Source organism: Streptomyces sp. NPDC060049 (assembly GCF_042736715.1).
Classification (GTDB): Bacteria; Actinomycetota; Actinomycetes; order Streptomycetales; family Streptomycetaceae; genus Streptomyces.
Map to the genome: position 1 here is coordinate 401,929 of NZ_JBHWVV010000005.1, position 20,682 is coordinate 422,610.

Here is a 20,682-nt window from a genome sequence, read left to right on the forward strand (position 1 = left end):
GTCACCCTTCTTGAGGTTCCGGCAAGGCGGCGCAGGCCTCGCGGACGCAGGAGAAGACACGGAGCGGCCGGTGTCGAGCCGTCCCTCGGCGGACGGCGCGCAGCGGCGCCAGGACACGCTACCGGGGACGGCTCAGGACGAACTCACCGCCACGCCCGCACAGTTCAACGGTTGCCGCCGGCTCGACGAGCCGTGCCCCGACACCTCACCGGTGCGGTGACCACAGAGCCGTGAGGCGGCCGGCGCCGGGAGTCAGGGCGTCCCAGCCCGGCAGGTCCACCACCGCGAGTCCCGAGGTCACGAAGCGCGCTGTGAGTTCCTCCAGCAGCTCCGGCGGACCGGAACCGCACAGGGCCGAGGCGAACGCGTGGAGGCCGGGGTTGTGGCCGACCAGAGCCACGCACCCCAGGCCTGCCGCCCGCTCCGTCAGCACCGTGGCCAGGACGTTCGGCTCCGCCTTGTAGAGCCGCTCGTCGGACACGGCGGGGGGCGGTGGAACCGGCAGGGCCGGGACGAGCAGCTGCCAGGTCTCCGATGTCCTGCGCGCCGGGGAACACAGCACCAGCTCGGGCCGGTGACCGGACTCTGCCAGCCAGGCTCCCGTCCGCGGCGCGTCGGCCCTGCCGCGCTCGGACAGGGCACGCTCGAAGTCCTCGACCTCCGGGCCCTTGGGCACGGCCTTGGCGTGCCGGACCAGGAGCAGCCGACACCCGGCCGCCGCGTCGGGACCCGAGGACTTCGTGCGTGGCGCGGGCGCCGAGGGCATGGCCGTCTCCTTCACCGCGGGTACGGGTACACGACCATCGTGGGGTCGGCCGGGCAGATGCGCACCGCGGGTCGCAGGCCCGGCACTCGCCGACCGGGAGGAGGCCGTGACCGCTCCGGGTGAGCGCAGTGCTCTCATCGGGGATCAGCGGAGTCCCGGCCTTGCGGATGGCGGCCGGGACCGTGAGGAGTGCCGGCCAGCGGAGTGGGGGAAAGGTCGGCGTTCTCCTCCCCGGCCTCGAGGAGGGTGTCGGCGGCGCCCACGATCAGGGGGTCGGGCCTGCCGACCGCCGCGGGGTCCTTGCGGTCGTACTCGATGTGCGCCAGGAGACTGCGGATCGCCTCCAGCCGGGCCCGGCGCTTGTCGTTGCTCTTGACGACGGTCCACGGTGCGTGCGCGGAGTCGGTGGCCCGGAACATCTCGACCTTCGCGGTGGTGTAGGCGTCCCACAGGTCGAGGGAGGCCAGATCGGTCGGGGAGAGCTTCCACTGCCGTACCGGGTCGACCTGGCGGATCGCGAAGCGGGTGCGCTGCTCCGCACGCGAGACGGAGAACCACAGCTTGATCAGCAGGATCCCGTCGGCCACCAGCATGGATTCGAAAGGGGGACACTGCCGCAGGAACAGCTCGTACTGCGCGTCGGTGCAGAATCCCATGACCCTTTCGACCCCGGCGCGGTTGTACCAGGAGCGGTCGAAGAAGACGATCTCGCCGGCGGTCGGCAGATGGGCGACATAGCGCTGGAAGTACCACTGCCCGGCCTCCCGCTCGGTGGGCTTGTCCAGGGCGACGATCCGGGCCCCGCGGGGGTTGAGGCGCTCGGTGAACCGCTGGATCGTGCCGCCCTTGCCGGCCGCGTCCCGGCCTTCGCAGATCACCACCATGCGGGCTCCGCAGTCCTTGACCCAGTGCTGGAGCTTCAGCAGCTCGATCTGCAGGATTCGTTTGCTCCGCTCGTACTCGGCCCGGCGCAGCTTGCGGTCGTACGGATAGTTCTCCCTCCACGTCTGGATCGGGGCGCCGGCCGAGTCCAGGAGCACCGGCTGCTCCGGCCGGTGGTCGTCCACGCTCAGCCCCGCCAGCAGATCCCCGGGCTTGTGCAGGTTCGTTTCTCGCTCGTTCACACTCCACGCCTACCCGAGGACGCGGCGGATAGCGCGAGGGGCGACCGTCGGCGGGTGAGGATGCGGGGGACGGCCGGCAGGTCGGATCCACTTGTCGCGGCGCGGGGGCACGGTGGACGGAGTCGGCACGGCGGGGCCGCCGCATTGACTGCCGAAGCGGTCCCGGGCCGCTGCGTGGGCCGTACACTCGGCCCATGGGTCGCACACTTTCCTCGAGGCAGTGCCTGCAGCAGGCCGCCTCCGGGATGCGCCCGGCCGCCGGGGAACCGACCGTCGTCGACCCGGCCGGCACGGCCTTCGCCGCGGTGCCCGAGACCCGCCGTACCGCCCTGCACGGCCACGGCTGACGCTTCGCGCCCCAGGCTCCTGCGCTCCACATCACCACAGCAGCTTCCCGGCACGCCGCCGGCGCTGCCGCCTGGCTACGGCCGCACGCCCGGGCCCGAGCCCCCTCGAAGGGATCATCGTGAAGCTGAGCGAATTGCTGGCCGGACAGGAACACCACGTTCTCCAGGGCGATCCGGACACGACGCCGATCACCGCGGGAACCACCTTCGACGCCGACCGGGTCACGCCGGGCTCGCTCTTCATCGCGGTACCCGGACACCGGGAAGGCGGTCCCGGCGCCGTCCCGCCCGCCCTGGCCCGGGGCGCCGCCGCCGTACTCGTCGACGGCAGTGACCCCGGCCTGCCGGCCGCGGTGTGGCCCCCCGGCGCCTGCGTCGTCCGGGTACCCGATACGCGGACGGCCGCCGCGGTGGTGACCTCGCGCTACTTCGGCGAGCCCGGACGGCAGATGGACATGATGGCGATCACCGGCACCAACGGGAAGACCTCCGTTTCGTACATGGTGGAGTCGGTCCTGCGGATCGCCGAGGGCTCCAGGGTGGGGGTGATCGGAACCGCCGGGAGCAGGATCGGCGACGAGCCGATCCCCATGCCGCGATCGGTGCTGACCACCCCTGAATCTCCCGACCTGCAGTACATCCTGGGGTACATGCGCGACCGCGGGGCCACCGGCGTGGTGCTGGAGGCCACCTCGATGGCGCTGCTGACACACCGGGTGGACCGTACGTTCATCGACGTCGGGGTCTTCACCAACCTGACGCAGGACCATCTGGACGACCACGGAACGATGGCGGACTACCGGGACGCCAAGCTGCGGCTCTTCCAGGGCTTGTGCCGACGTGCGGTGGTCAACGCCGACGACCCGGTGGGCGCGGGCATCGTGGCGATGATGCCGGGTGCGGTGAGCACCTACGCCCTGGACCGCCCGGCTGACTACCGGGCCACCGACCTCGTGGTGAGTGCCTCGGGCACGCGGTTCACCCTCCACCACGAAGGGCGCGCCTACCCCGCCTCGATCCCCGTGCCCGGCCGGTTCTCGGTGGCCAACGCACTGGCCACGGTGGCCGCCTGCCACGTGTGGGGGCACGAGCTGGGCCCCCTGGTCGACGCGCTCGACCGGATGCCGCCCGTCCCGGGCCGGCTGGAACGCTTCCGTACCCCGCGGGGTACGTCGGTGATCGTGGACTACGCCCACTCGCCGGACTCCCTGGACAAGGTCCTGACCACCATCCGAGGGTTCGCCCGCGGCCGGGTGATCACGGTCTTCGGCTGCGGTGGGGACCGCGACACCACCAAACGGGTCGAGATGGGCCAGATCGCCGGAACCCATTCCGACCTCTGCGTCCTGACCTCGGACAACCCCCGCAACGAGGACCCCGAGGCCATCTTGGACCAGGTCTCCCCCGGCCTGACGGCGACCGGCACCCCCTTCCGGCGCTACGCCGACCGCCGCCAGGCGATCGCCTTCGCCTTGTCCGCGGCGGGCCCCGACGACACGGTCCTCATCGCCGGCAAGGGCAGCGAACCGCACCAGATCGTCGGCGTGGAGCTGCTCCCCTTCAGCGACATGGCCACGGTGCGTGAACTGGCCCAGGCCTGATCACCGCTTCTCGGATCAGGTGCGGCGTCGCCCGGATGCCTCGACGGCCCGGTCCGGGGTAGACGCGCCGGTGACGTCGGCACGTGATGACACCTGGATGCCGCGTACGGTCGGGCGGTGGGCCGTGGCTTGTTGTCCCGGCTGTCTGCCTCGCCCGGTCGGAGACCGGCCTTGTCCGTTGATGTCATCGGAACAGGAGCACGCGGATGCGCCTTTACGCCCAGACCCGAGCACGCCGTTGCCGACAGGTGCTCGCCGATCTCACCGCCTTGGTCCTGGTGGTGGCCTCAGTATGGTTCGCGCTGGCCGTCCACGACGGGATCATGCTGCTGGCCGAGCCGGGGCGGAAGGTGGAGGACGCGGGCGGCAGTCTTGCCTCCGGCCTCGGCGACGCGGGGGAAGCGGCCTCGAACGTGCCGCTGGTCGGAGACGTCCTCAAGGAGCCGCTGGAGTCCGCCGCCGACGCCAGCAACGGGCTCTCCGATGCCGGGCAGTCCATGCAGGACGTGGTGGGCCGGGTGGCCGGCCTGACCGCGTTCGCCCTGATCGTCCTCTCGGTGGCGTTCGTGCTGGCGCTCTGGCTTCCCCCGCGCGTGCGCTGGATCCGACGCAGTGCTCTGCTCCGAGGACTTCTCGACGCTCCCGGCGGCGGCGATCTGCTGGCCCTGCGTGCTCTGACGGGACCGGTGCGGTACCTCGGCACGGTCCCCGTCCCGCCGGGGGGCCTCGCCGACGCCTGGCGCCGGGGAGACGAGCAGGTCATCGATGACCTGTCCCGGGTGGCGCTCAGACAGGCCGGCCTGCGCCCCTGATGCTCCCCGGCCGTCGGCTCGGCCGGGCCGCCGGCATCCGCCCCGGTGGACTACGGCACGCGCGGGCGGGTGCCGAGGGCGGTGGCGGCGGCGATGATCGACAGCGCCGAGAGCAGTGCGAACAGTGCGGGGTACCCGCCGAGCGGCCCGGCCAGGACCGCGCCGGCGAAGGGGGCGAGGGCTGCCGCGGCGTGGGCGGGTGCCCCGAGGAGTCCGGAGAGCCGGCCGTAGTGGGTGGTTCCCCAGCGGTCGGTGACGGAGGTGGCCTGGAGGAGGGTGAGGTTGCCCCGCACCACCCCGGCCAGGACGGACACGGTGACGAGAAGGGCGTAGGGGCCGGCCACGGTGGCGAGGGCCGCGGTGGTGAGCCCGCCGAGGCCGATCAGGGTGACGGTGCGGGCGGTGACGCCCAGACGGCGGGACAGGGCGGCGTACAGGGTGCGGCCGAGGGTTTGCCCCGCGCCGCCGAGGCCGAGGGCCCATGCGGCCTGGGTGGTGGTGTAGCCGCGCTCGATCAGGAGGGGGACGAGGCCGATGACCACGGCGTACATCGCGAAAGACGACAGGGTGAAGGTGGCGGCCAGCATTCGGAACGCCCTGCTGCCCACGACTGCGTCACTGCCACCGGTGAGGTGCGACGGGCTCGGAGGGGCCGGCGGCCAGGGTGCTCTCAGAGCAAGGGCGTGGGCCGGGATGGTCAAGGCCGCGAGGATTCCCGCGAGCACCACGTAGGTGGCGCGCCAGGACATGTGGTCGGCCAGGACCGCTGTCAGGGGGGCGAAGACGGTGGAGGCGAGTCCGCCGGCGAGGGTGACGATCGTCAGGGCGCGGATGTGGTCGGGCGCCCACCAGCGGGTGAGGGCTGCGAAGGCGGGCTGGTAGAAGGTGGCCGCCATCGCGGTTCCGGCGAGCAGCCATCCGGCCAGGAAGACGGCCGGGTTGGGCGCCGCCGCCACGAGCAGCAGGCTCAGGGCGCCGAGGACGGAGCCGGCCGTCATGACGGCGCGGGGTCCGCGGTGGTCCAGGGTGCGGCCGACGTAGATGCCGGCGAGGGCGGAGACGATGAGGGCGGCGGAGAACGCCGCGGTGGTCGTGCCGGTGCCCCAGCCGGTGTCGGCGGTGATGGCCGGGTTCAGGACGGGGAAGGCGTAGTAGAGGATGCCCCAGCTGGTGATCTGGGTGAGGCACAGGGCGGGCAGGACGGCGCGGGGCCGCGACCGGTCCCCCGTACCGGTCGCGGCCCCGCTGCTGTGGAGTTCGGTCACTTCGGTCAGCAGCCGGAGCGGGCCGGGGCGCCGATGGTGAGCGTGGCCGGCGCCGCGCAGCAGCCGCCACCGCTCTCCTCGGCGGCCGCGGGCTCGTCGAACAGGCCCGCGCCGCCGCAGACTCCGGTCTCGGGGAGGGTGAGCTCGACGCGTTCGGCGGCTTCCTGGTCGCCGGCGAGGTGGGCGGCGATGGAGCGGACCTGCTCGTAGCCGGTCATGGCCAGGAAGGTCGGGGCGCGGCCGTAGGACTTCATGCCGACGAGGTAGACGTCCTTCTCGGGGTGGGAGAGCTCCTTCACGCCGTGGGGGTAGACGGTGCCGCAGGAGTGCTGGTTGGGATCGATCAGCGGAGCGAGCTCGACGGGCGCTTGGAGGCGCTCGTCCAGGCCCAGGCGCAGCTCGTTGACGAACGACAGGTCGGGGCGCAGGCCGGTGAGGACGATGACTTCGTCTACCGCGTCCAGACGGCGGCCGTCCTCGGCGACCAGGACGAGGCGGTCGTCGCCGTCGCGTTCGACGGCGTCGGTGCGGAAGCCGGTGACGGCGTCGGCGTATCCCGCGTCGACTGCTGCCTTGGCGGCGAGGCCGAGGGCGCCGCGTGCGGGCAGTTGGTCCGCATCGCCGCCGCCGAAGGTGGAGCCGGAGATGCCGCGGCGCAGGATCCAGGTGGCGTGGGTGCCGGTTCCGTCTTCGGCCTTGGCGAGGTCGGCGAGGTAGGCCAGAGCGGTGAAGGCGGACGCGCCCGAGCCGATGACAGCGATGTGCTTGCCCGCGTAACGGGCCCGGACGGCAGGGTTCCTCAGGTCGGGGATGCGGTAGGAGATCCGGTCGGAGGCCGCCTGCTCGCCGAGGGCCGGGAGGCCGTCACCGCCGATCGGGCTGGGAGTGGACCAGGTGCCGGATGCGTCGATGACGGCACGGGCGAGGATCCGCTCCTCGCTGCCGTCGGCGTGGACGACGCGGACGGTGAAGGGCTGGGTCTCGCGGTCGGCGTCGACGACGCGGTCGCGGCCTGAGCGGGAGACACCGGTGACGGTCACGTTGTAGCGGACACGGTCGGCAAAGACGTCAGCGAGGGGCTGGAGGTACAGGTCGGCCCAGTCGCCGCCGGAGGGGTAGGTCGCACCGTCGGGCGCGGTCCAGCCGGTGGGGGCGAGGAGCTTCTCGGCCGCCGGGTCGACCAGTTCGGACCAGGTGGAGAAGAGGCGTACGTGCGACCAGTCGCGCACGGCGGACGCGGCGGCGGGTCCGGCCTCCAGGACCAGGGGCTCGATGTCCCGCTCGATGAGGCGGGCAGCCGCGGCGAGTCCGATCGGACCGGCGCCGATCACGACGACGGGCAGGGCTTCGGTGGATGCGTGCACGGCGGGCTCCCCAGTTGATTCGACGTCTGTCGATGTCTTGACGCCTCCAGGATGGACCCTGGATCGACATTCGTCAACATAGACATTCATCGAAGTCGGCCAGCGCGCCGACCACGACCACGGCACGCGGCGCGTTTCCACGCCGGAACGCCACAGCCCGCTGATCAGCTGATGGTCTCGACCGCGTAGAGGGCTCCGACGGCGGCGGCCAGAGTGCCCAGCAGCAGGCGCAGGGCTCTGTCGGGAACGCGGGCCTGGAGGCGGGCGCCGAGGTAGCCGCCGATGAGTCCTCCCAGGCCGCAGGCCAGGCCGAGGAACCAGTGCGGTGCGATGCTGCCGGAGCCGGCCAGCGACAGCAGCGCGTACGTGGCCGCGCCCACGACCGAGGTGGCGAAGGTCGACGCCAGGGCCGCCGGGGCGACCTTCGCGACCGGCATGCCACGGCCGACGAGGACCGGGCCGAGGAGCGAACCGCCGCCGATGCCGTAGATCCCCCCGATCACCCCTACGGCCAGGGCCAGGCCGGTCACCGCGCGCGCCGACGGCCCGTCACCGGAGGGCTTCGGCCGGCGCGGCGGCAGCAGCGTCCGGGCGATCAGCCACACGCCGAGCGGCAGCAGGAACACGGCGACCAGGAGCTTGAAGACGGCCGGGCCCGGGATGGCGAACACGCGGATGACCGCGCCGACGACGACGCCCGGAAGGGTACCGAGGACCAGACGGCGCACCAGCGGTCCGTGCAAGGCGCCGGTGCGGCGGTAGCGCAGGAGGGCGCCCGGGCCGGCGACGACGTTGTAGAGCAGGTTGGTCGGAGTCACCGCAGGACTCGGCACCGCGAACACGCTCAGCTGCACGGGCAATAGGAACACCGCGCCCGACACACCGACCGGCGCGGTCACCACCGCGATCATCAAACCCGCGGCCAGACCGGCCGCGCCCACCCCCCAGTCCACGGCGGTCAGGAGCGGTCGGCAGCCGCCCGGCGCCGAGCGGTGTCGATACGGACGCCCGGCAGGGCGGCGGTCCGACCGAAGACGATCGCGACCAGGGCCAGCCCCATCACCGCGCCCGCGCACTGCGCGGCGATGAACGCCGGGACCGAGGCCGGGGCGATACCCGCGAACGTGTCGGTGAAGGCGCGCCCGATCGTGACGGCCGGGTTCGCGAAGGAGGTGGAGGAGGTGAACCAGTAGGCGGCGCCGATGTACGAGGCCACGGCGACGGGTGCGAAACGCAGACGGTCGGTGCGGGCCAGGCCGAAGATCAGCAGGATCAGGCCGGCCGTGGCGACGACCTCGCCGAGGAGCAGGTGGCCCGCGGAGCGGTCGTGCTGCGACCACCTGACCAGCGGTTCGCCGAACATGGCGTCGGCCAGGATCGCGCCCAGGACGGCGCCGACGGTCTGGGCGGGGAGGTAGACGGCGAGTTCGCGGGTGGTGACCCCGGCGCCGCCGCGGCGGGCGGTCCACCACTCGGCGAGGGTGACGGCCGGGTTGAAGTGGGCGCCGGAAACCGGGCCGAGGAGGGCGATGAGGACCCCGAGGCCGAAGACGGTGGCGGTGGAGTTGGCCAGCAGTTGGAGGGCGACGTCGTCGGTGAGTCCGGTCGCCTGGATACCGGAACCGACCACGACCGCGACCAGGGCGGCCGTACCGACCAGCTCGGCGGCGGCGCGGGCGGTCAGAGGCGTACGGGGCGGCGTGGCGCCGGGCGCCGGCTGGGGCACGTCCGCGGCTGTGGGCGTGCCGGCGGACTCGGGGGCGGTCAAGGCGGGTTCTCCTCGGGCAGGTGAGGCGGGGCGCGGAAGGCAAGTGCTGTGGCCGGTGCGGAAAGCTGGTGCTGTGACCGGAGCGGAAAGCTAGTGCTGTGACCGGAGCGGAAAGCTGGTGCTGTGACCGGAAAGGTCCACCGGGTCGCGGGGCCCGACCCTAGGGACAGGACCGCTTGAGGTTCGCCTCGGCGGTGGCGCGCGCGCTCTGGGCGAGGTCGGCGAAATGACCGGCGAGCTGTTCGATGACCTCCGGGCGCAGCCGGTAGTAGGTGAACCGTCCGCAGGGCTCCGTCTCCACGACCCCGGCCTTGCGCAACACCGTCAGGTGGTTGGAGAGGTTGGTCTGCTTCGCCCCCGTCTCCTCCACCAGGTGGGTGGTGCAGAGCGTCTCCCTGGCGAGGAGGGTCACGATCTCGAGCCTCAGCGGGTCGGCCAGGACCCGGATCAGATCAGTGTCGACCGGCGTCATCATGGGCTGATACTTTCACATCAGCAGCGGCTGACACCAGCTCGCGCTGATGCGATGGCCGCCCTGTGCTCCTGCCTGCCCGAGAAGAGAACCCATGACCGCCGCCAAGCCGTCCGTGCTGTTCGTCTGCGTCCACAACGCCGGCCGCTCCCAGATGGCCGCCGCCTGGCTCACCCACCTCGCCGGGGACCAGGTCGAGGTCCGCTCCGCGGGCTCCGCCCCCGCCGACAGCGTCAACCCGGCCGCGATCGAGGCGATGCACGAAGTCGGCATCGACATGTCCGCCGAGACCCCCAAGGTCCTCACGGTCGACGCCGTGAAGGCCTCCGATGTGTGCGTCACCATGGGCTGCGGCGACACCTGCCCCGTCTTCCCCGGAAAGCGCTACCTCGACTGGAAACTCGAAGACCCCGCAGGCCAGGGCGTCGAAGCCGTCCGCCCCATCCGCGACGAAATCAAGAGGCTCGTCCAGGGCCTGATCGCCGAGATCACCCCGCGCCCCGCCGGATCAGCGGACGGCGGGGAAGCCGGGTGACGCTCACCCCGCTGTGGTGGATGGTGGCCGTCCTCGGCGGCCTCGGCGCGCTCTGCCTCGGCGTCGCTCTCCCGTTCGCCGTGGCGGGCGGGGCCGTACTCGCCGGTGTGCTCCTCGGCGCCGGGCCGGCCGCGTCCCCGACCGCCCTGGCCCTCGCCGTTCCCGGTGTACGCCGCGCGGACCGCCGAGGCGCGCTGGACCGCAAGCGGCGTACGCAGTGGTCGCTGCCCCAGGCCGTCGAGCACCAGCTCGCCGTCCCCTTCCTCGGCACCGGCGACGGGGCACACACCGGCACCTGACACACCAGGTGCCCCCTCACCACGCGGCCGCCCCGCATCGGGGTTTCAGGCTCCTGAGGCCAGGCTGTGGCGGGTGCGGTAGAGCAGTTCCAACGCCGTGTTCTCGGCTGCACGGTCCGTGCCCAGCAGGCGGTTGCAGTGCAGGTGTACGTAGCTGTGGCAGAGCTCGGGCAGCGTCTTGCCGAGTTGCCGACGGCGTTTCAGATCGTCGAGCCGGTCGGCGACGTCCTCCAGGTGAGGACGACGCCGGGTGAGGACGTCGGCGACGGGACGGGGAGGCGGCCCGCGCAGCAGGTCGCAGAATTCCGCCTTGCGGGTGCGGTACTCCGCGCCGGCGAGCCGTCGCTGTGGAGTCGCCCGATGGTAGAAGCGGAGCCTCTCGGCTTCGCTCAGGCCGAGCCCGGTCAACAGGTCGTCAATGGTGAGCAGGGCCAGCCCCGTCCTGTCGAGCTGGGACTTCCCGGCGTGGTCGAGGGAGAGCAGGTCGAGAACGGCGGAGCTGTCGGCGGAGTACAGCTGTTCGGTGACGTCCATCCCGACGAGGCCGCCGTAGCGTTCGATCTCACGGTCGTAGACGTCGAAGGTGAACCGCGAGACGTGGCCGTCGGCGAGGAGGGTGCCGGCCCAGTCGCTGAGTGCGGGGAGCAGTACGGAGGGGCTGCCGCGCAGGCGTAGCCGCAGGTGGGGTTCGGGGTCCGCGTAGCGCAGGAAGACGCCTCGGTCGCAATGGCCGTCCAGGGAGCGGACGAGCTCGCGGATGCCGCCGACGAGCAGGGATTCCTCCTCCTGGCGGTCGCCGTAGAGCTTGACGAAGGTCCAGTCGCTGCCCGGGGGACGCAGCCGGTCCGCCCTCGCGACCCGGGCGCCGGCCGTGCCGGGTGGAACCGAGCGCGGAACGGCCGCGTTGCGGGTCATGGACACCACGAGTTCGACGGTGTGGCGGCCGTTCGGACCCGTGACCCAGGCGTCGTCGAGGCAGGGAACGGCCTCCTGGAGGACCACGCTGCCGCCGGGCCGCAGACGGTTCAGGGCTCGCCGTATCTCGTCGGTGTGGGAATGCGCGGTGGCGTCGACGAGGAGCCGGTGGTCCGCGGCCGCGTCGCTGCTCGTGAGGTACGTGTAGCGGGGCACCCGCCACCGGCGGCGCCAGGTGTCGAACGCTGCCGGGAACCGGTCCGGCTGCCCGGCCATCTCGTGCGCCGCGGCGTGGTCGATGCGCCACTGGGCCAGGCGCAGGACGACCGGGCCGGAGGTGACGCGGGGCAGGTAGGGGAAGTCGCGGGCCGGGCCCCAGTCGAAGCCGACGATCTGGGCGGTGCCGTCGCGGCTCACGTCGGCGAGGAAACGGCAGACGGCGGGAGCCCGGCTGTGGTTGAGCATGTGTCCCGAGCAGACGCCGACCTCTCGGAGCTCCCCCGCGCCGTCGTCCCATATCAGTGCGAACCTGCCGTTCGTGACGCGGACCACGAGCTGGTCGAGAGGGATGTAGCGGGCAGGTCCGGCGGCCGCGCTGGTGCGAATGCCGACTTCGTGGTCGCGGATCGCGGGCCGGACGACGACGTTCGCCGAACGGGTCTTCTCGGGGAGGTACACCAGTTCGGCCAGAATGCGGCCGGTTTCGACGGCTTGTTCGGCGTCGGCGATGTCGCCGAGGGCGGGAACGGCACCGGAGAGCATGCCCGCGAAGCGCCCGAGATTGCGTCCGGCTGCTCCGGCACCCACGTTGGGGCCCACGACCAGGTGGAAGTCGCCGGCGTCGATGGCGGCGGGTGACGCGGCGGAGACCATGGCGTAGAGGTCGAGCGACGCGGGGAGCCGCTCGGGGGCCGCTTCCCAGAGGGCGAGTCGGTCGATGGTGTCCTCGTCGAGGTCGACGCTGGTGAGGTGGTCGTGGAGAGCACCGGTGGCGAGGCGGAGCAAGGTGTCGGCCCGGGCCGCTTTGGCGGGAATGACCGGAGGGAGGAGGGACGGGGAGCCGAGGCCCGTGACGGGATCGAGGAGTTCGAGGACGGACACGTCACGGTCGGTGCCGTAGCGGACCTCGAACGCGCTCCTGTACGCGGTGATCTGCGGCAGGCCGAAGGGGAACGGGGTGAGACGCAGCAGCAGTTCGGCCGCTCGGACCGCTTCGTCGGCCACTTTGCGGGACACGTCGCGGGCCGCCAGGGGCAGAACCGTGTCGACCTGGAGCGGTGTGGCCGTTTCGAAGCCCGTGACGCGGCGGGCGTGGTCGGCGAGCGCTGGGAAAGCGGCGGCGCCGGTGGCGGCCGGCTGCCCCTCCCAGTCCTGGATCGCGGCCAGCAGTGCGCCGAGGTCCGCCGCGGCGGCGACGGCACCCGGTATCCGGCTCAGGTGGTCGAGGACGTGCCCCGCGGGGTCGAGGTGGGTCAGCGGTGGGCGCAGGTCCGTCAGGAGGAACGCGTGCCGCCACAGCCGGTACAGCAGGTCGTGGACCTTGTCGGGAGTGGCTCCGGGGACGGCTGCCAGGAGGTCGGCGGCGAGGTCGGCGTGGGCCACGGGCGTGCGGGCGAGGGCCAGGGCGCGTTCGACGGCGCCGGTGGCGCGCAGGGTGACGTTCTCGCCGCCGTTCGCCCCGAGGACCGCTTCGACACCGCTCAACGTGATCCGGCCGGCGCGGTGCAGCACGGCCGGATTGGCGATGACCGTGGTCGCCTCCCGGATCTCGGCTCGCGCTTCGAGGGCGGTGACGAAGTGCATGAGGGCGTGCATGTCGACACGGGCGTGGACGTCGGGAGTCTGGTCGGCGAGACGGACGTCGGTGACCGGGCCCCACCGCCCCAGGGCGACGCCTGCGTTCAGCCCGAAGGGAGTGGGCCGGGTGCTGAGGCGAATGAGGTAGCGCAGGATGCTCGACTCGAGGCGCCGCCGGTCGCGTTCGGTGCGTACGGGCCCCAGCAGTGCGGCGGCGAGGGGCAGCGAGGACACGACGACGGCACGCCGCGCGTGCTCGTCGTCCCGGACGCGCGCGGTCGCGGGCGCGCGGCTGAGGTCCTCGGCCCCGGGGTAGTCCGTGACGGGGAGGATCGGGGTGCGGATCACGAAGTGGTCGGCACAGCGGTAGAGCCCCGGTGCCCGGGCTGCGGCTCGTCGCCGAGTGCCGCGACCACGGGAGGCGTCGGTGCTCATGACAGCAGGAAGAACCGGTCCCAGGCGGGTGGTTCGGGGCTGGTGGCGGCAAGCAGGGTGAGGGCGACGCCCGCGGCGCCTTCGAGGAGGCCGGACCGGTCCTCGCGGGTGCCGTCGGCCTCGACGCTGCGATAGCCGAAGGGCGCCTGCGGCTGGTACTCGCCGAGCAGCTGGTCGACCAGGCGCCGCGCTCCGTCGCCGATCTCCTCGTCTCCGGTGTCGACGGCGAACCGCAGGGTGACCTGCAGAAGCCCGGCGATGCCGTGGCAGAACCCGGGCGAGTCGATGCGCCGCCGGGCGACGGGCCGCCGCAGTACGGCCCTCATGGCCCCGACGGCCGTACGGGTCAGGTCGGGGTCGCCGAGGGCGGTACCGGCGAGCCAGAGGGCGCGCGCGACACCGGGGCTGCCGTAGCACCAGGCGTCGCGGGCCACCGACGGTGCGGCGGAGTCCTCACCGAGCGGGACGACCGACGGGTACGCCCCTCCTCGGGCGTCGTCGACCTGGTGGGAGGCGAGCCAGGACGCCGTGCGGTGGATCGCCTCGGTGTGCCCCGCGGCGATCGGGCCGTCGGCGTGGGCGAGCGCGAGCATGGCGAGGGGGCCGGTGATGCCGTGGGCGAGACCGCAGTTGGCGACCGCGGTCCGGTACCGGTCGCGCATGCTCTCGTCGGTGATGAGGGCATGGGGGGTGTGCCAGGCGGGGATCCCGTCGACGGCACGGGACAGGTCCACCAGCCAGGCGAGCACGGTGTGCAGAGCGCGGTCCCGGGCCGGGCCGGTCGGGCGGGAGTGGAGGTACGCGGCCACGCCGGTCCACCCCGACACGAGGTCGAAGGTGCCGACGGGGAGGCCTTCCCCGGTGACAGCGGGAAGCCGTCCGGGAATCCGGGTGTACAGGCTGTCGTCGATGTCGCCGAGCAGACTGCGGTACCGCTGTCCGCCGTGAGCCAGGTACGAGGTGGTGAAAGCCACTCCGGTGAGGCCGGCGAATAGTCCCAGGGTGCGCACGGGGTTCGACGCGGTGCCGTCGACGGCGCGGCTGAGGTGCTGGTGGGCCACGAGGTCCCAGCCCTCGCCGGGCAGGCACCGGTCGAGATGCCCGAAGGCGAGGGCGAGGCCGCACGAGCCTTGGGCGGCACTGTGGGCCGTCCACCGCGGACGTCCCCCGAGCGGCGCCGCCCGGGCCTCCCCCTCGACCGTGTCGGAGTCACGCAGCCGCGAGAGCACGTCCACGGAGATCGCGCGCACGGAGGCGGCGGTTTGCGGATCGCCGATGGCCGGCTGCCAGGGGGGCGGGGCCATCAGCCTTCCTGCGGGGAGTGCTCGACGACGCGGCGGATGACGTGCTCGCCGGCGACCTTGCGGGTGACCCCGTCGGCCCGGACCTGACTGACTTCCAGGACGTAGTGATCCTCGTAGAGGCTGCGGTCGCACTCCGAGGTGCAGGAGCCGCAGGTGTCACACGTCTCGGTCTCGTTGCGGGTGTCGAGCACGGGGCAACTGCCCGCACAAGTACTGGCACAGCTGTTCGTGCATTCATCGCCGCACGTACTGGCACAGCTGTGGGTGTCCTGGATGACGAACTTGTCGACTTCCCGCGTCGTCATCTTGACCCGGATGTCCAGGTCGAACTGGTCATCGCTGTATACGACGTGCGCTTGCTCGTCTTCCATGGCTCAACCCTCGGCAATCGGTTACCGAGCAATGCCTTTGCTTCCACGATGGCACCTCGGGTGGGGGCCGCAACCCGGGGCGGCCACGGCCCCCGCGCACCACCGCCAGGTCCGGGAGCCCGGCCGGGTAGCACCCCTGACTTCCGGCCTTCCTCGGTGCGCTGGTAGCGGGCACCGTCCGGTGTGAACGGCGACGCCGGGCGGGGTCGGTCGCGCATCATCGCCGCGTCGGTGAACTCCCCGCGCAGTGCCTCGATCTCGACGCGGTCCGCGATGGCTCGGAAGTCGTTCACGGGAGTCCCTTTCCGTTCTCTTGCCGTTCTCCCGGTACGACAGCGCAGCCCGTCGGAAGGCGAGTCGGCCTCACGCGCCCTCGGGAGCGCGCGGGCCGGGCACGGCGGCTACGCGAGCCACTTCGGGCGGCCATCCATGGAACACGGCAGGCGTGGGGCGCCATCCCCTCTGGACACAGAGCCGTGAGCTCGTCCGCGTACAGGCCGAACCTCAGGTCGCGCGTCCTCATCGCGTCACGGCTTCGTGATGGCGGTCATCGCCCTTGGCGAGGGCAGCGGTGAACCAGGAGCGGACGGGGGCGAGCGCTGGTGATGCCGGCCATCCATTGATCGTTGCCAGGAGCTGCCGGTGCCGACGCGACGCGCGCCGGGGGTTGGGCGTATCGCGGGCGGCGTGAAAGCAGTGCCGGCGACGGCCGGAATTTGGTATGGACCTGTCAGGGCACCCCGGGCTAGCGTGGCCGCCGAACGACGCCTTGAGAGCGCTCTCAGGCTTTCTGTGCCCCACACCAGGAGGTCACGTGAAACGCAACATGCCCCTTCGCTCCGCCATCGCGGCGCTGATGCTGGTCCTCGGCCTCGGCTCCGCAGGCACCGCGAACGCCGCCCCCCTGCCCGAGCCGCGCCCGTCTTCCCCGTCCGCCTCGGACGGACTGCTCGAAGCCCTGCGCCACGACTTCGGACTGACGGCCTCGCAGGCGGAGGCGCGGCTGCGCGAGGAGAAGGCGGCCACCGCCGTCGAAACGCCGGCCCGGCAGGCCGCGGGCGGCGCGTACGGCGGCTCGTGGTTCGAGCCGGCCACGGGACGGCTCGTCGTCGCCCTCACCGAGCGCACCGGGGAGGCCGAGGTGCGCGCGCTCGGCGCCGACACCCGGATCGTCCGGCACAGCGCGGACGCGCTGGACCGGACCAAGGCGCGGCTGGACACGCTCTCCGCCCCAGCGGGCGTGGCCGGCTGGCACGTCGACCCCCGCTCCAACAGCGTCGTCGTCACGGTCGTGCGTGCCGAGCGGGACGCTCCCGCCGTCCGCGCATTCGTCGAGAAGGCTCGCGACGCAGGCCCCGTCACCACGACCGAGACCGCCGACGCGCCCCGCACGTACGCCGCCGGAACCGTCGGCGGCGACCCGTACTACACCGGCAACGTCCGTTGCTCGATCGGCTTCTCCGTCCACGGCGGTTTCGTGACCGCCGGACACTGCGGACGGGCCGGGGCAGCGGTACGCGGCTGGGACGGATCGGCCATGGGCACCTTCCAGGGCTCCTCGTTCCCCGGCGACGACTACGCGTACGTGAGCATCCACAGCGGCTGGTGGACGGTACCGGTGGTGCTCGGTTGGGGCACCGTCCCGGACCGGCTGGTACGCGGCTCCGCCGAGGCGCCCGTAGGCGCGTCGATCTGCCGCTCCGGCTCCACCACGCGGTGGCACTGCGGCACCGTGCTGGCCAAGAACGAGACCGTCAACTACAGCCAGGGCGCCGTCCACCAGATGACGAAGACCAGCGTGTGCGCGGAGGGCGGCGACTCCGGCGGCGCGTTCATCAGCGGTGACCAGGCCCAGGGCGTCACCTCCGGCGGCTGGGGCAACTGCTCCTCCGGCGGCGAGACGTGGTTCCAGCCCGTCAACGAGATCCTCGGCCGCTACGGACTGACCCTCCACACCGCCTGACCGGATGCCGGTGCACGACGAGGGGTCCTTCCGGGCACGCCCGCGCCCGGAAGGACCCTGTCCGGGTTCCTCGGGGAAGCGCGGGTCGGACTCACCGCGGGGGTGCGACCAGGCCGGTCTCGTAAGCGAGGATGACGAGGTGGACACGGTCGCGTGCGTCGAGCTTGGTGAAGAGCCGCGCGAGGTGGGCCTTGGCGGTGGCCACGCTGATGGAGAGCTCCTCGGCGATCACTACCCGACCTCCCTCCCTACGTGTACGACCCGCTGTCCACGGCCTGGGCAGCATCGCCGCCGATGTCACGTCACTGGCCGCGGCCGCCTTCGCCGTTGCCATCACGGTCTTCGGCGAGTACGCCACCGGAATGATCCGCACCACGCTCGCCGCCGTCCCCGACCGGCGCGCGGTGATCACGGCCAAGGTCGTCCTCGTCACGGCGGTCACGCTCGTCCTCGGTGTGATCGTCTCCGTGACGTCGTTCTCCACCACCAACGCGATGCTCGCCTCCCGCCACGTCGGACTCTCGATCCACGACCCCGGCTGCCTGCGTGCCGTCACCGCATGCGCGCTGGTCACCCCGGTCTGCGCGCTCATCGGCATGGCGTTCGGCGCCGTCCTGAGGCACGCCACGGCCTCGATCGTCGCCCTCGTGGGGGTGCTCTTCATCCTGCCCGCGCTCTTCGGTGGCGAGAGGTACAGGCTCTTGAAGGAGATCGGCAACCACCTGCCGCCGACCGCGCGGGCCCGGCTGGCACTGAACCCCGACAGCAATACCAGCCTGGGCGAATATCCGGCCACGATCACGGGCTCCTGGATCGCACTCGCGTCCTGGGCGATCGTCTCGGTGGCCGTCGCCGTGCTCGTCGTGCGGCGCCGGGACGTCTGAGACCGCGGCTGGTGTCAGGCGCTGAGAAGTCTCGGTCCGGTCGGGTCGGGCAGGGTCCGGCGTACGTGGGGACAGGGCATGGCAGAGGTGATCGTGGGGATGCGCATGCGACGCAGGAGATCGCGGGTGGTGCGCAGGGTCAGAGTGCTGCGCCAGGCAATACCCGGGTGGCGGGAACGCAGGTGCGAAAGCGCACGTGTGCCCAGGCCGGTGCTGTGGAAGCGCCCGTCGATGACGACGGCGGTGATGACACCCTGGGCGCAGGCGGCGCAGATCCGGTACTGGACCTGGCCGACGACCTGGCGAATGTGGACGAGGAGCAGGCATTCCTCGCCGGGGCCGGGCTCGTCGGGGATGTGCGTGGACAGGAAGTCGATGGCCCGGTAAACGAGGAGCCGTCGGCGCAGGCGGCCGGTGAGCCGGCCCCGGCGCGAGTGCTTGGCGCCGGTTCGGCTCGACGTCGACGTCGGCGTCGGCGTCGGCGTCGGCGTCGGCGTCGGCGTCGGCGTCGGCGTCGGCGTCGGCGTCCGGGACGCGCGGGCCGAGCCGAACAGACTGCCACCTGTGGGACGCGCATGTTGTCCGTGCATGACGTCTCGTGTGCCCCGAGAAGGGAACGACACCCGCCCCGGTGTCACGGCGCTGCAGACTCACCGGCAGCGCCGGCTGTGGCGCACGAGCAGGAAGACGACGAGCGCTGCGGCCGCGGCGAGCAGTGGGGTGCGGTTGGCCCGCGCTGTGGTCGCCGCCGTCCCGGCCTTCTCGCGGAGCGGTTCCGGGGCTTTCTCGGCGGCGCGGTGACCGGCCCGGACCGCGGTGTCACGGACCTGGGCCGCGGCGTGGGCTGCCTTGTCGAGGACCGGATCGGGGGTCTTGTCCTTCACGAGCTGGGTGGCCTGCGCCGCCTTCTCCCGTAGCTGGTCGGTGACGAGGGTGGCCTTCTCGGCGGCCTGCTCCTTGATCTCGGCCGCCTTCTCCGCGGCCTGCTCCTTGATCTCAGCGGCCTTCTCCGCGGCCTGCTCCTTGATCTCGGCCGCCTTCTCCTTCGTCTGGGTCTTGACGTCGGCCTTGGCCACCGGCGCTTCGACGGCGTGTCCGAGCTCCGCGCCTGTGTGGGTGTGCTCGACCTGCACGCGCAGGTCCTCGGGAGTGGGTGTGGGTTCCTTGTCGCCTTCGGAGGGGGTGCTCATCGGTGCGCTGCCTCCTTGGTCTCGGCCGCGTCGGCCTTGACGTTGTCGATCGGCTGCTCGGAAATGGGGGTCCAGGCCTCAGCCGTTGCCTGACTGGGGCCGGACTCGGGAGCGCGCCGCCACAGCGAGCTCCTCTCTCGATGAGATGTGCGTGCTGCTCACAGCGCCTACCCCGCGATCCGCCAGTCACCCGCCGGACTCGCCGCTCCCCCGCCCGCAGCGGTGCACACCGTGCCCGCTCCGGCCGGCCACCCGGGACTCCGTACCTCAGGGCTCGCACAGGCGGACGGCGAGGGCGGCGATGTCGTCGTCGAGGCGTCCTCGGCTGTAGCGGAGGAGATCGCGGTGGAGAGCCGTGAGCAGTTCGCGGGGCGGTGTCGAGGGCTGTCGACGCATCCAGGCCGCCAGCGGAAAGAACTCGCCGTCGCGGGCGCGGGTCTCGGCGATCCCGTCGGTATAGAGGAGCAGCAGGTCGTTGGGGGCGAAGTCGAAGGTGTCGACGCTGTACTGATCACCGATCAGCTCGGCGAGGCTGAGCAGGGGCGACGGGGTGGGCGACTCGAGGACACGCAGTCTCCCGCGGTTCAGGAGCAGCGGGGGTGGGTGCCCGCAGTTGAGGATGTTGATACGTCTGCCCTCGTGCGGGATCTCGACGAGGAGGGCGGTGGCGAAGCGCTCCATCGGCCCCTCCGGTGGAAAGGCGGCGTTGTAACGGGTGCTGCTGGCGTCCAGCCTGCGTGCGACGTTGATCATGTCGGTCTCGCCGTAGGCAGCCTCCCGGAATGCGTTGACGATCGCCGCGGCCGCCCCCACCGCCGGCAGGCCCTTGCCCCGCACGTCACCGATGAGCAGCCTGACCCCGTACGGCGTGTCGACCACCTCGTAGAAATCCCCGCCGATGCGGGCCTCCGCCGCGGCCGCGAGGTACAGCGACTCGATCTCGAGGCTGCCGAGGCGGCGCGGCATGGGGCTCAGCACCACCTGCTGCGCCGCGTCGGCGACGAGCCGTACCTGGAAGAGCGTGCGCTCCCGCTGGAGCCGGACATGGCTTCCGTACGCGGCGGCCACGGTGACCGCGATGATCCCCGCGGCCGTCCACCACGTCCCCAGATCGGGGAAGACGAGGCTGAGGCCGATCATCAGGAGGAGGCAGACCGTCCCGAGCAGGACGGTGGGGAGCACCGGCCACATGGCGGCGGCGAGGGCGGGCGCCGCGGGCAGGAGGCGACTGAAGGCCATTTCCGGCGGAGTGGTGTATGCCAGGCTGGCGATGACGACGGTCAGGATGACCGGCGACAGCCGCACAAGTCTTCCCGAACCGGGGCGCCTACGGAGCCGCGGCCGTCCGGACTCGATCACATTTACCAGAGTATCCGTGCATGGAGCGCACGGCGCTCTGGCGAACGGAGCCGGCCTCCCGCCCCTGCGGGCCCGGGCGACCCACCAGGCGCTCCACCAGGCGCGGGGTGG

21 protein-coding genes are annotated in these 20,682 nt (G+C 72.2%); 7 read left to right on the forward strand and 14 right to left on the reverse strand.

Going from position 1 to position 20,682, the window contains the following annotated elements; translation table 11 throughout:
* Positions 1–205: 205 nt before the first annotated feature.
* Complete coding sequence (locus ACFWBY_RS12000; RefSeq protein ID WP_385335136.1) at positions 206–766, reverse strand: SixA phosphatase family protein; 561 nt, start codon at positions 764–766, stop codon at positions 206–208.
* Between the two features lie 134 nt (positions 767–900).
* Positions 901–1,890 (reverse strand): polyphosphate kinase 2, encoded by a 990-nt coding sequence (gene ppk2, locus ACFWBY_RS12005; RefSeq protein ID WP_385335138.1) that lies wholly within the window; start codon positions 1,888–1,890, stop codon positions 901–903.
* 194 nt (positions 1,891–2,084) lie between these two features.
* On the opposite strand from ppk2, the gene ACFWBY_RS12010 reads away from it, so the two are divergent.
* From ACFWBY_RS12010 to ACFWBY_RS12020, 3 genes are all read left to right on the forward strand, one after another.
* Positions 2,085–2,237, forward strand: a complete 153-nt coding sequence (locus ACFWBY_RS12010; RefSeq protein WP_385335140.1) for a hypothetical protein — start codon at positions 2,085–2,087, stop codon at positions 2,235–2,237.
* A gap of 119 nt (positions 2,238–2,356) precedes the next feature.
* Positions 2,357–3,838 (forward strand): UDP-N-acetylmuramoyl-L-alanyl-D-glutamate--2,6-diaminopimelate ligase, encoded by a 1,482-nt coding sequence (locus tag ACFWBY_RS12015; protein WP_385335142.1) that lies wholly within the window; start codon positions 2,357–2,359, stop codon positions 3,836–3,838.
* 206 nt (positions 3,839–4,044) lie between these two features.
* Positions 4,045–4,650 (forward strand): hypothetical protein, encoded by a 606-nt coding sequence (locus ACFWBY_RS12020; protein ID WP_385335144.1) that lies wholly within the window; start codon positions 4,045–4,047, stop codon positions 4,648–4,650.
* 50 nt (positions 4,651–4,700) lie between these two features.
* On the opposite strand, the gene ACFWBY_RS12025 is transcribed toward ACFWBY_RS12020, so the two are convergent.
* The 5 genes from ACFWBY_RS12025 to ACFWBY_RS12045 all read right to left on the reverse strand — a co-directional run bounded on the left by ACFWBY_RS12025 (position 4,701) and on the right by ACFWBY_RS12045 (position 9,522).
* The gene (locus ACFWBY_RS12025; RefSeq protein ID WP_385409654.1) at positions 4,701–5,915 is read right to left on the reverse strand and encodes an MFS transporter; all 1,215 of its coding nucleotides are present in this window, start codon (positions 5,913–5,915) and stop codon (positions 4,701–4,703) included.
* Between the two features lie 5 nt (positions 5,916–5,920).
* The gene (locus ACFWBY_RS12030) at positions 5,921–7,279 is read right to left on the reverse strand and encodes an NAD(P)-binding domain-containing protein (protein WP_385343560.1); all 1,359 of its coding nucleotides are present in this window, start codon (positions 7,277–7,279) and stop codon (positions 5,921–5,923) included.
* Positions 7,280–7,443: 164 nt separating this feature from the next.
* Entirely contained in the window at positions 7,444–8,232 is a 789-nt protein-coding gene (locus tag ACFWBY_RS12035) for a TSUP family transporter (protein ID WP_385343563.1), read from the reverse strand.
* 5 nt (positions 8,233–8,237) lie between these two features.
* Positions 8,238–9,047, reverse strand: a complete 810-nt coding sequence (locus ACFWBY_RS12040; RefSeq protein ID WP_385343566.1) for an aquaporin — start codon at positions 9,045–9,047, stop codon at positions 8,238–8,240.
* Between the two features lie 160 nt (positions 9,048–9,207).
* Positions 9,208–9,522, reverse strand: coding sequence for an ArsR/SmtB family transcription factor (locus ACFWBY_RS12045; protein WP_385343568.1), 315 nt, complete (start codon positions 9,520–9,522; stop codon positions 9,208–9,210).
* Between the two features lie 91 nt (positions 9,523–9,613).
* On the opposite strand from ACFWBY_RS12045, the gene ACFWBY_RS12050 reads away from it, so the two are divergent.
* Positions 9,614–10,054, forward strand: coding sequence for an arsenate reductase ArsC (locus ACFWBY_RS12050; protein WP_385343570.1), 441 nt, complete (start codon positions 9,614–9,616; stop codon positions 10,052–10,054).
* Complete coding sequence (locus ACFWBY_RS12055; RefSeq protein ID WP_385343573.1) at positions 10,051–10,353, forward strand: hypothetical protein; 303 nt, start codon at positions 10,051–10,053, stop codon at positions 10,351–10,353. Before ACFWBY_RS12050 ends, ACFWBY_RS12055 begins: the two co-directional genes overlap by 4 nt.
* A 45-nt stretch (positions 10,354–10,398) precedes the next feature.
* Here ACFWBY_RS12055 and ACFWBY_RS12060 read toward each other — a convergent pair whose 3' ends face one another.
* Genes ACFWBY_RS12060 through ACFWBY_RS12070 form a run of 3 tightly spaced genes read right to left on the reverse strand, consistent with a single transcriptional unit; the run spans position 10,399 to position 15,175 of the window.
* A complete protein-coding gene (locus ACFWBY_RS12060) occupies positions 10,399–13,500 on the reverse strand; it encodes a lantibiotic dehydratase (protein WP_385343576.1) in 3,102 nt (1,033 codons plus the stop codon).
* Positions 13,497–14,804 (reverse strand): lanthionine synthetase C family protein, encoded by a 1,308-nt coding sequence (locus ACFWBY_RS12065; protein WP_385343578.1) that lies wholly within the window; start codon positions 14,802–14,804, stop codon positions 13,497–13,499. The genes ACFWBY_RS12060 and ACFWBY_RS12065 overlap by 4 nt, the downstream gene beginning before the upstream one ends.
* Positions 14,804–15,175 carry a hypothetical protein gene (locus tag ACFWBY_RS12070; protein WP_385343581.1) on the reverse strand — a complete coding sequence of 124 codons (372 nt, stop codon included), beginning with the start codon at positions 15,173–15,175 and terminating at the stop codon, positions 14,804–14,806. Before ACFWBY_RS12070 ends, ACFWBY_RS12065 begins: the two co-directional genes overlap by 1 nt.
* 814 nt (positions 15,176–15,989) lie before the next feature.
* Between ACFWBY_RS12070 and ACFWBY_RS12075 the strand changes: the two genes are divergently transcribed.
* Entirely contained in the window at positions 15,990–17,138 is a 1,149-nt protein-coding gene (locus ACFWBY_RS12075; RefSeq protein ID WP_385343584.1) for a S1 family peptidase, read from the forward strand.
* Between the two features lie 91 nt (positions 17,139–17,229).
* Here ACFWBY_RS12075 and ACFWBY_RS12080 read toward each other — a convergent pair whose 3' ends face one another.
* Complete coding sequence (locus tag ACFWBY_RS12080; RefSeq protein WP_385343587.1) at positions 17,230–17,343, reverse strand: hypothetical protein; 114 nt, start codon at positions 17,341–17,343, stop codon at positions 17,230–17,232.
* On the opposite strand from ACFWBY_RS12080, the gene ACFWBY_RS12085 reads away from it, so the two are divergent.
* The gene (locus ACFWBY_RS12085) at positions 17,336–18,022 is read left to right on the forward strand and encodes an ABC transporter permease (RefSeq protein ID WP_385343590.1); all 687 of its coding nucleotides are present in this window, start codon (positions 17,336–17,338) and stop codon (positions 18,020–18,022) included. The genes ACFWBY_RS12080 and ACFWBY_RS12085 overlap by 8 nt on opposite strands.
* Positions 18,023–18,036: 14 nt before the next feature.
* On the opposite strand, the gene ACFWBY_RS12090 is transcribed toward ACFWBY_RS12085, so the two are convergent.
* From ACFWBY_RS12090 to ACFWBY_RS12100, 3 genes are all read right to left on the reverse strand, one after another.
* The gene (locus ACFWBY_RS12090) at positions 18,037–18,612 is read right to left on the reverse strand and encodes a hypothetical protein (protein ID WP_385343592.1); all 576 of its coding nucleotides are present in this window, start codon (positions 18,610–18,612) and stop codon (positions 18,037–18,039) included.
* 60 nt (positions 18,613–18,672) lie between these two features.
* The gene (locus ACFWBY_RS12095) at positions 18,673–19,212 is read right to left on the reverse strand and encodes a hypothetical protein (protein WP_385343595.1); all 540 of its coding nucleotides are present in this window, start codon (positions 19,210–19,212) and stop codon (positions 18,673–18,675) included.
* A gap of 267 nt (positions 19,213–19,479) precedes the next feature.
* Complete coding sequence (locus tag ACFWBY_RS12100) at positions 19,480–20,451, reverse strand: PP2C family protein-serine/threonine phosphatase (protein WP_385343598.1); 972 nt, start codon at positions 20,449–20,451, stop codon at positions 19,480–19,482.
* Between the last annotated feature and the right edge of the window lie 231 nt (positions 20,452–20,682).

Excerpts from the sequence above, each read along its gene's own strand:
- ACFWBY_RS12000 (WP_385335136.1), bottom strand. The coding sequence starts at position 766 with ATGCCCTCGGCGCCCGCGCCACGCACGAAGTCCTCGGGTCCCGACGCG.
- ACFWBY_RS12010 (WP_385335140.1), top strand. The coding sequence starts at position 2,085 with ATGGGTCGCACACTTTCCTCGAGGCAGTGCCTGCAGCAGGCCGCCTCC.
- ACFWBY_RS12020 (WP_385335144.1), top strand. The coding sequence starts at position 4,045 with ATGCGCCTTTACGCCCAGACCCGAGCACGCCGTTGCCGACAGGTGCTC.
- ACFWBY_RS12045 (WP_385343568.1), bottom strand. The coding sequence starts at position 9,522 with ATGATGACGCCGGTCGACACTGATCTGATCCGGGTCCTGGCCGACCCG.
- ACFWBY_RS12050 (WP_385343570.1), top strand. The coding sequence starts at position 9,614 with ATGACCGCCGCCAAGCCGTCCGTGCTGTTCGTCTGCGTCCACAACGCC.
- ACFWBY_RS12060 (WP_385343576.1), bottom strand. The coding sequence starts at position 13,500 with ATGAGCACCGACGCCTCCCGTGGTCGCGGCACTCGGCGACGAGCCGCA.
- ACFWBY_RS12065 (WP_385343578.1), bottom strand. The coding sequence starts at position 14,804 with ATGGCCCCGCCCCCCTGGCAGCCGGCCATCGGCGATCCGCAAACCGCC.
- ACFWBY_RS12070 (WP_385343581.1), bottom strand. The coding sequence starts at position 15,175 with ATGGAAGACGAGCAAGCGCACGTCGTATACAGCGATGACCAGTTCGAC.
- ACFWBY_RS12090 (WP_385343592.1), bottom strand. The coding sequence starts at position 18,612 with ATGCACGGACAACATGCGCGTCCCACAGGTGGCAGTCTGTTCGGCTCG.
- ACFWBY_RS12095 (WP_385343595.1), bottom strand. The coding sequence starts at position 19,212 with ATGAGCACCCCCTCCGAAGGCGACAAGGAACCCACACCCACTCCCGAG.
- ACFWBY_RS12100 (WP_385343598.1), bottom strand. The coding sequence starts at position 20,451 with ATGGCCTTCAGTCGCCTCCTGCCCGCGGCGCCCGCCCTCGCCGCCGCC.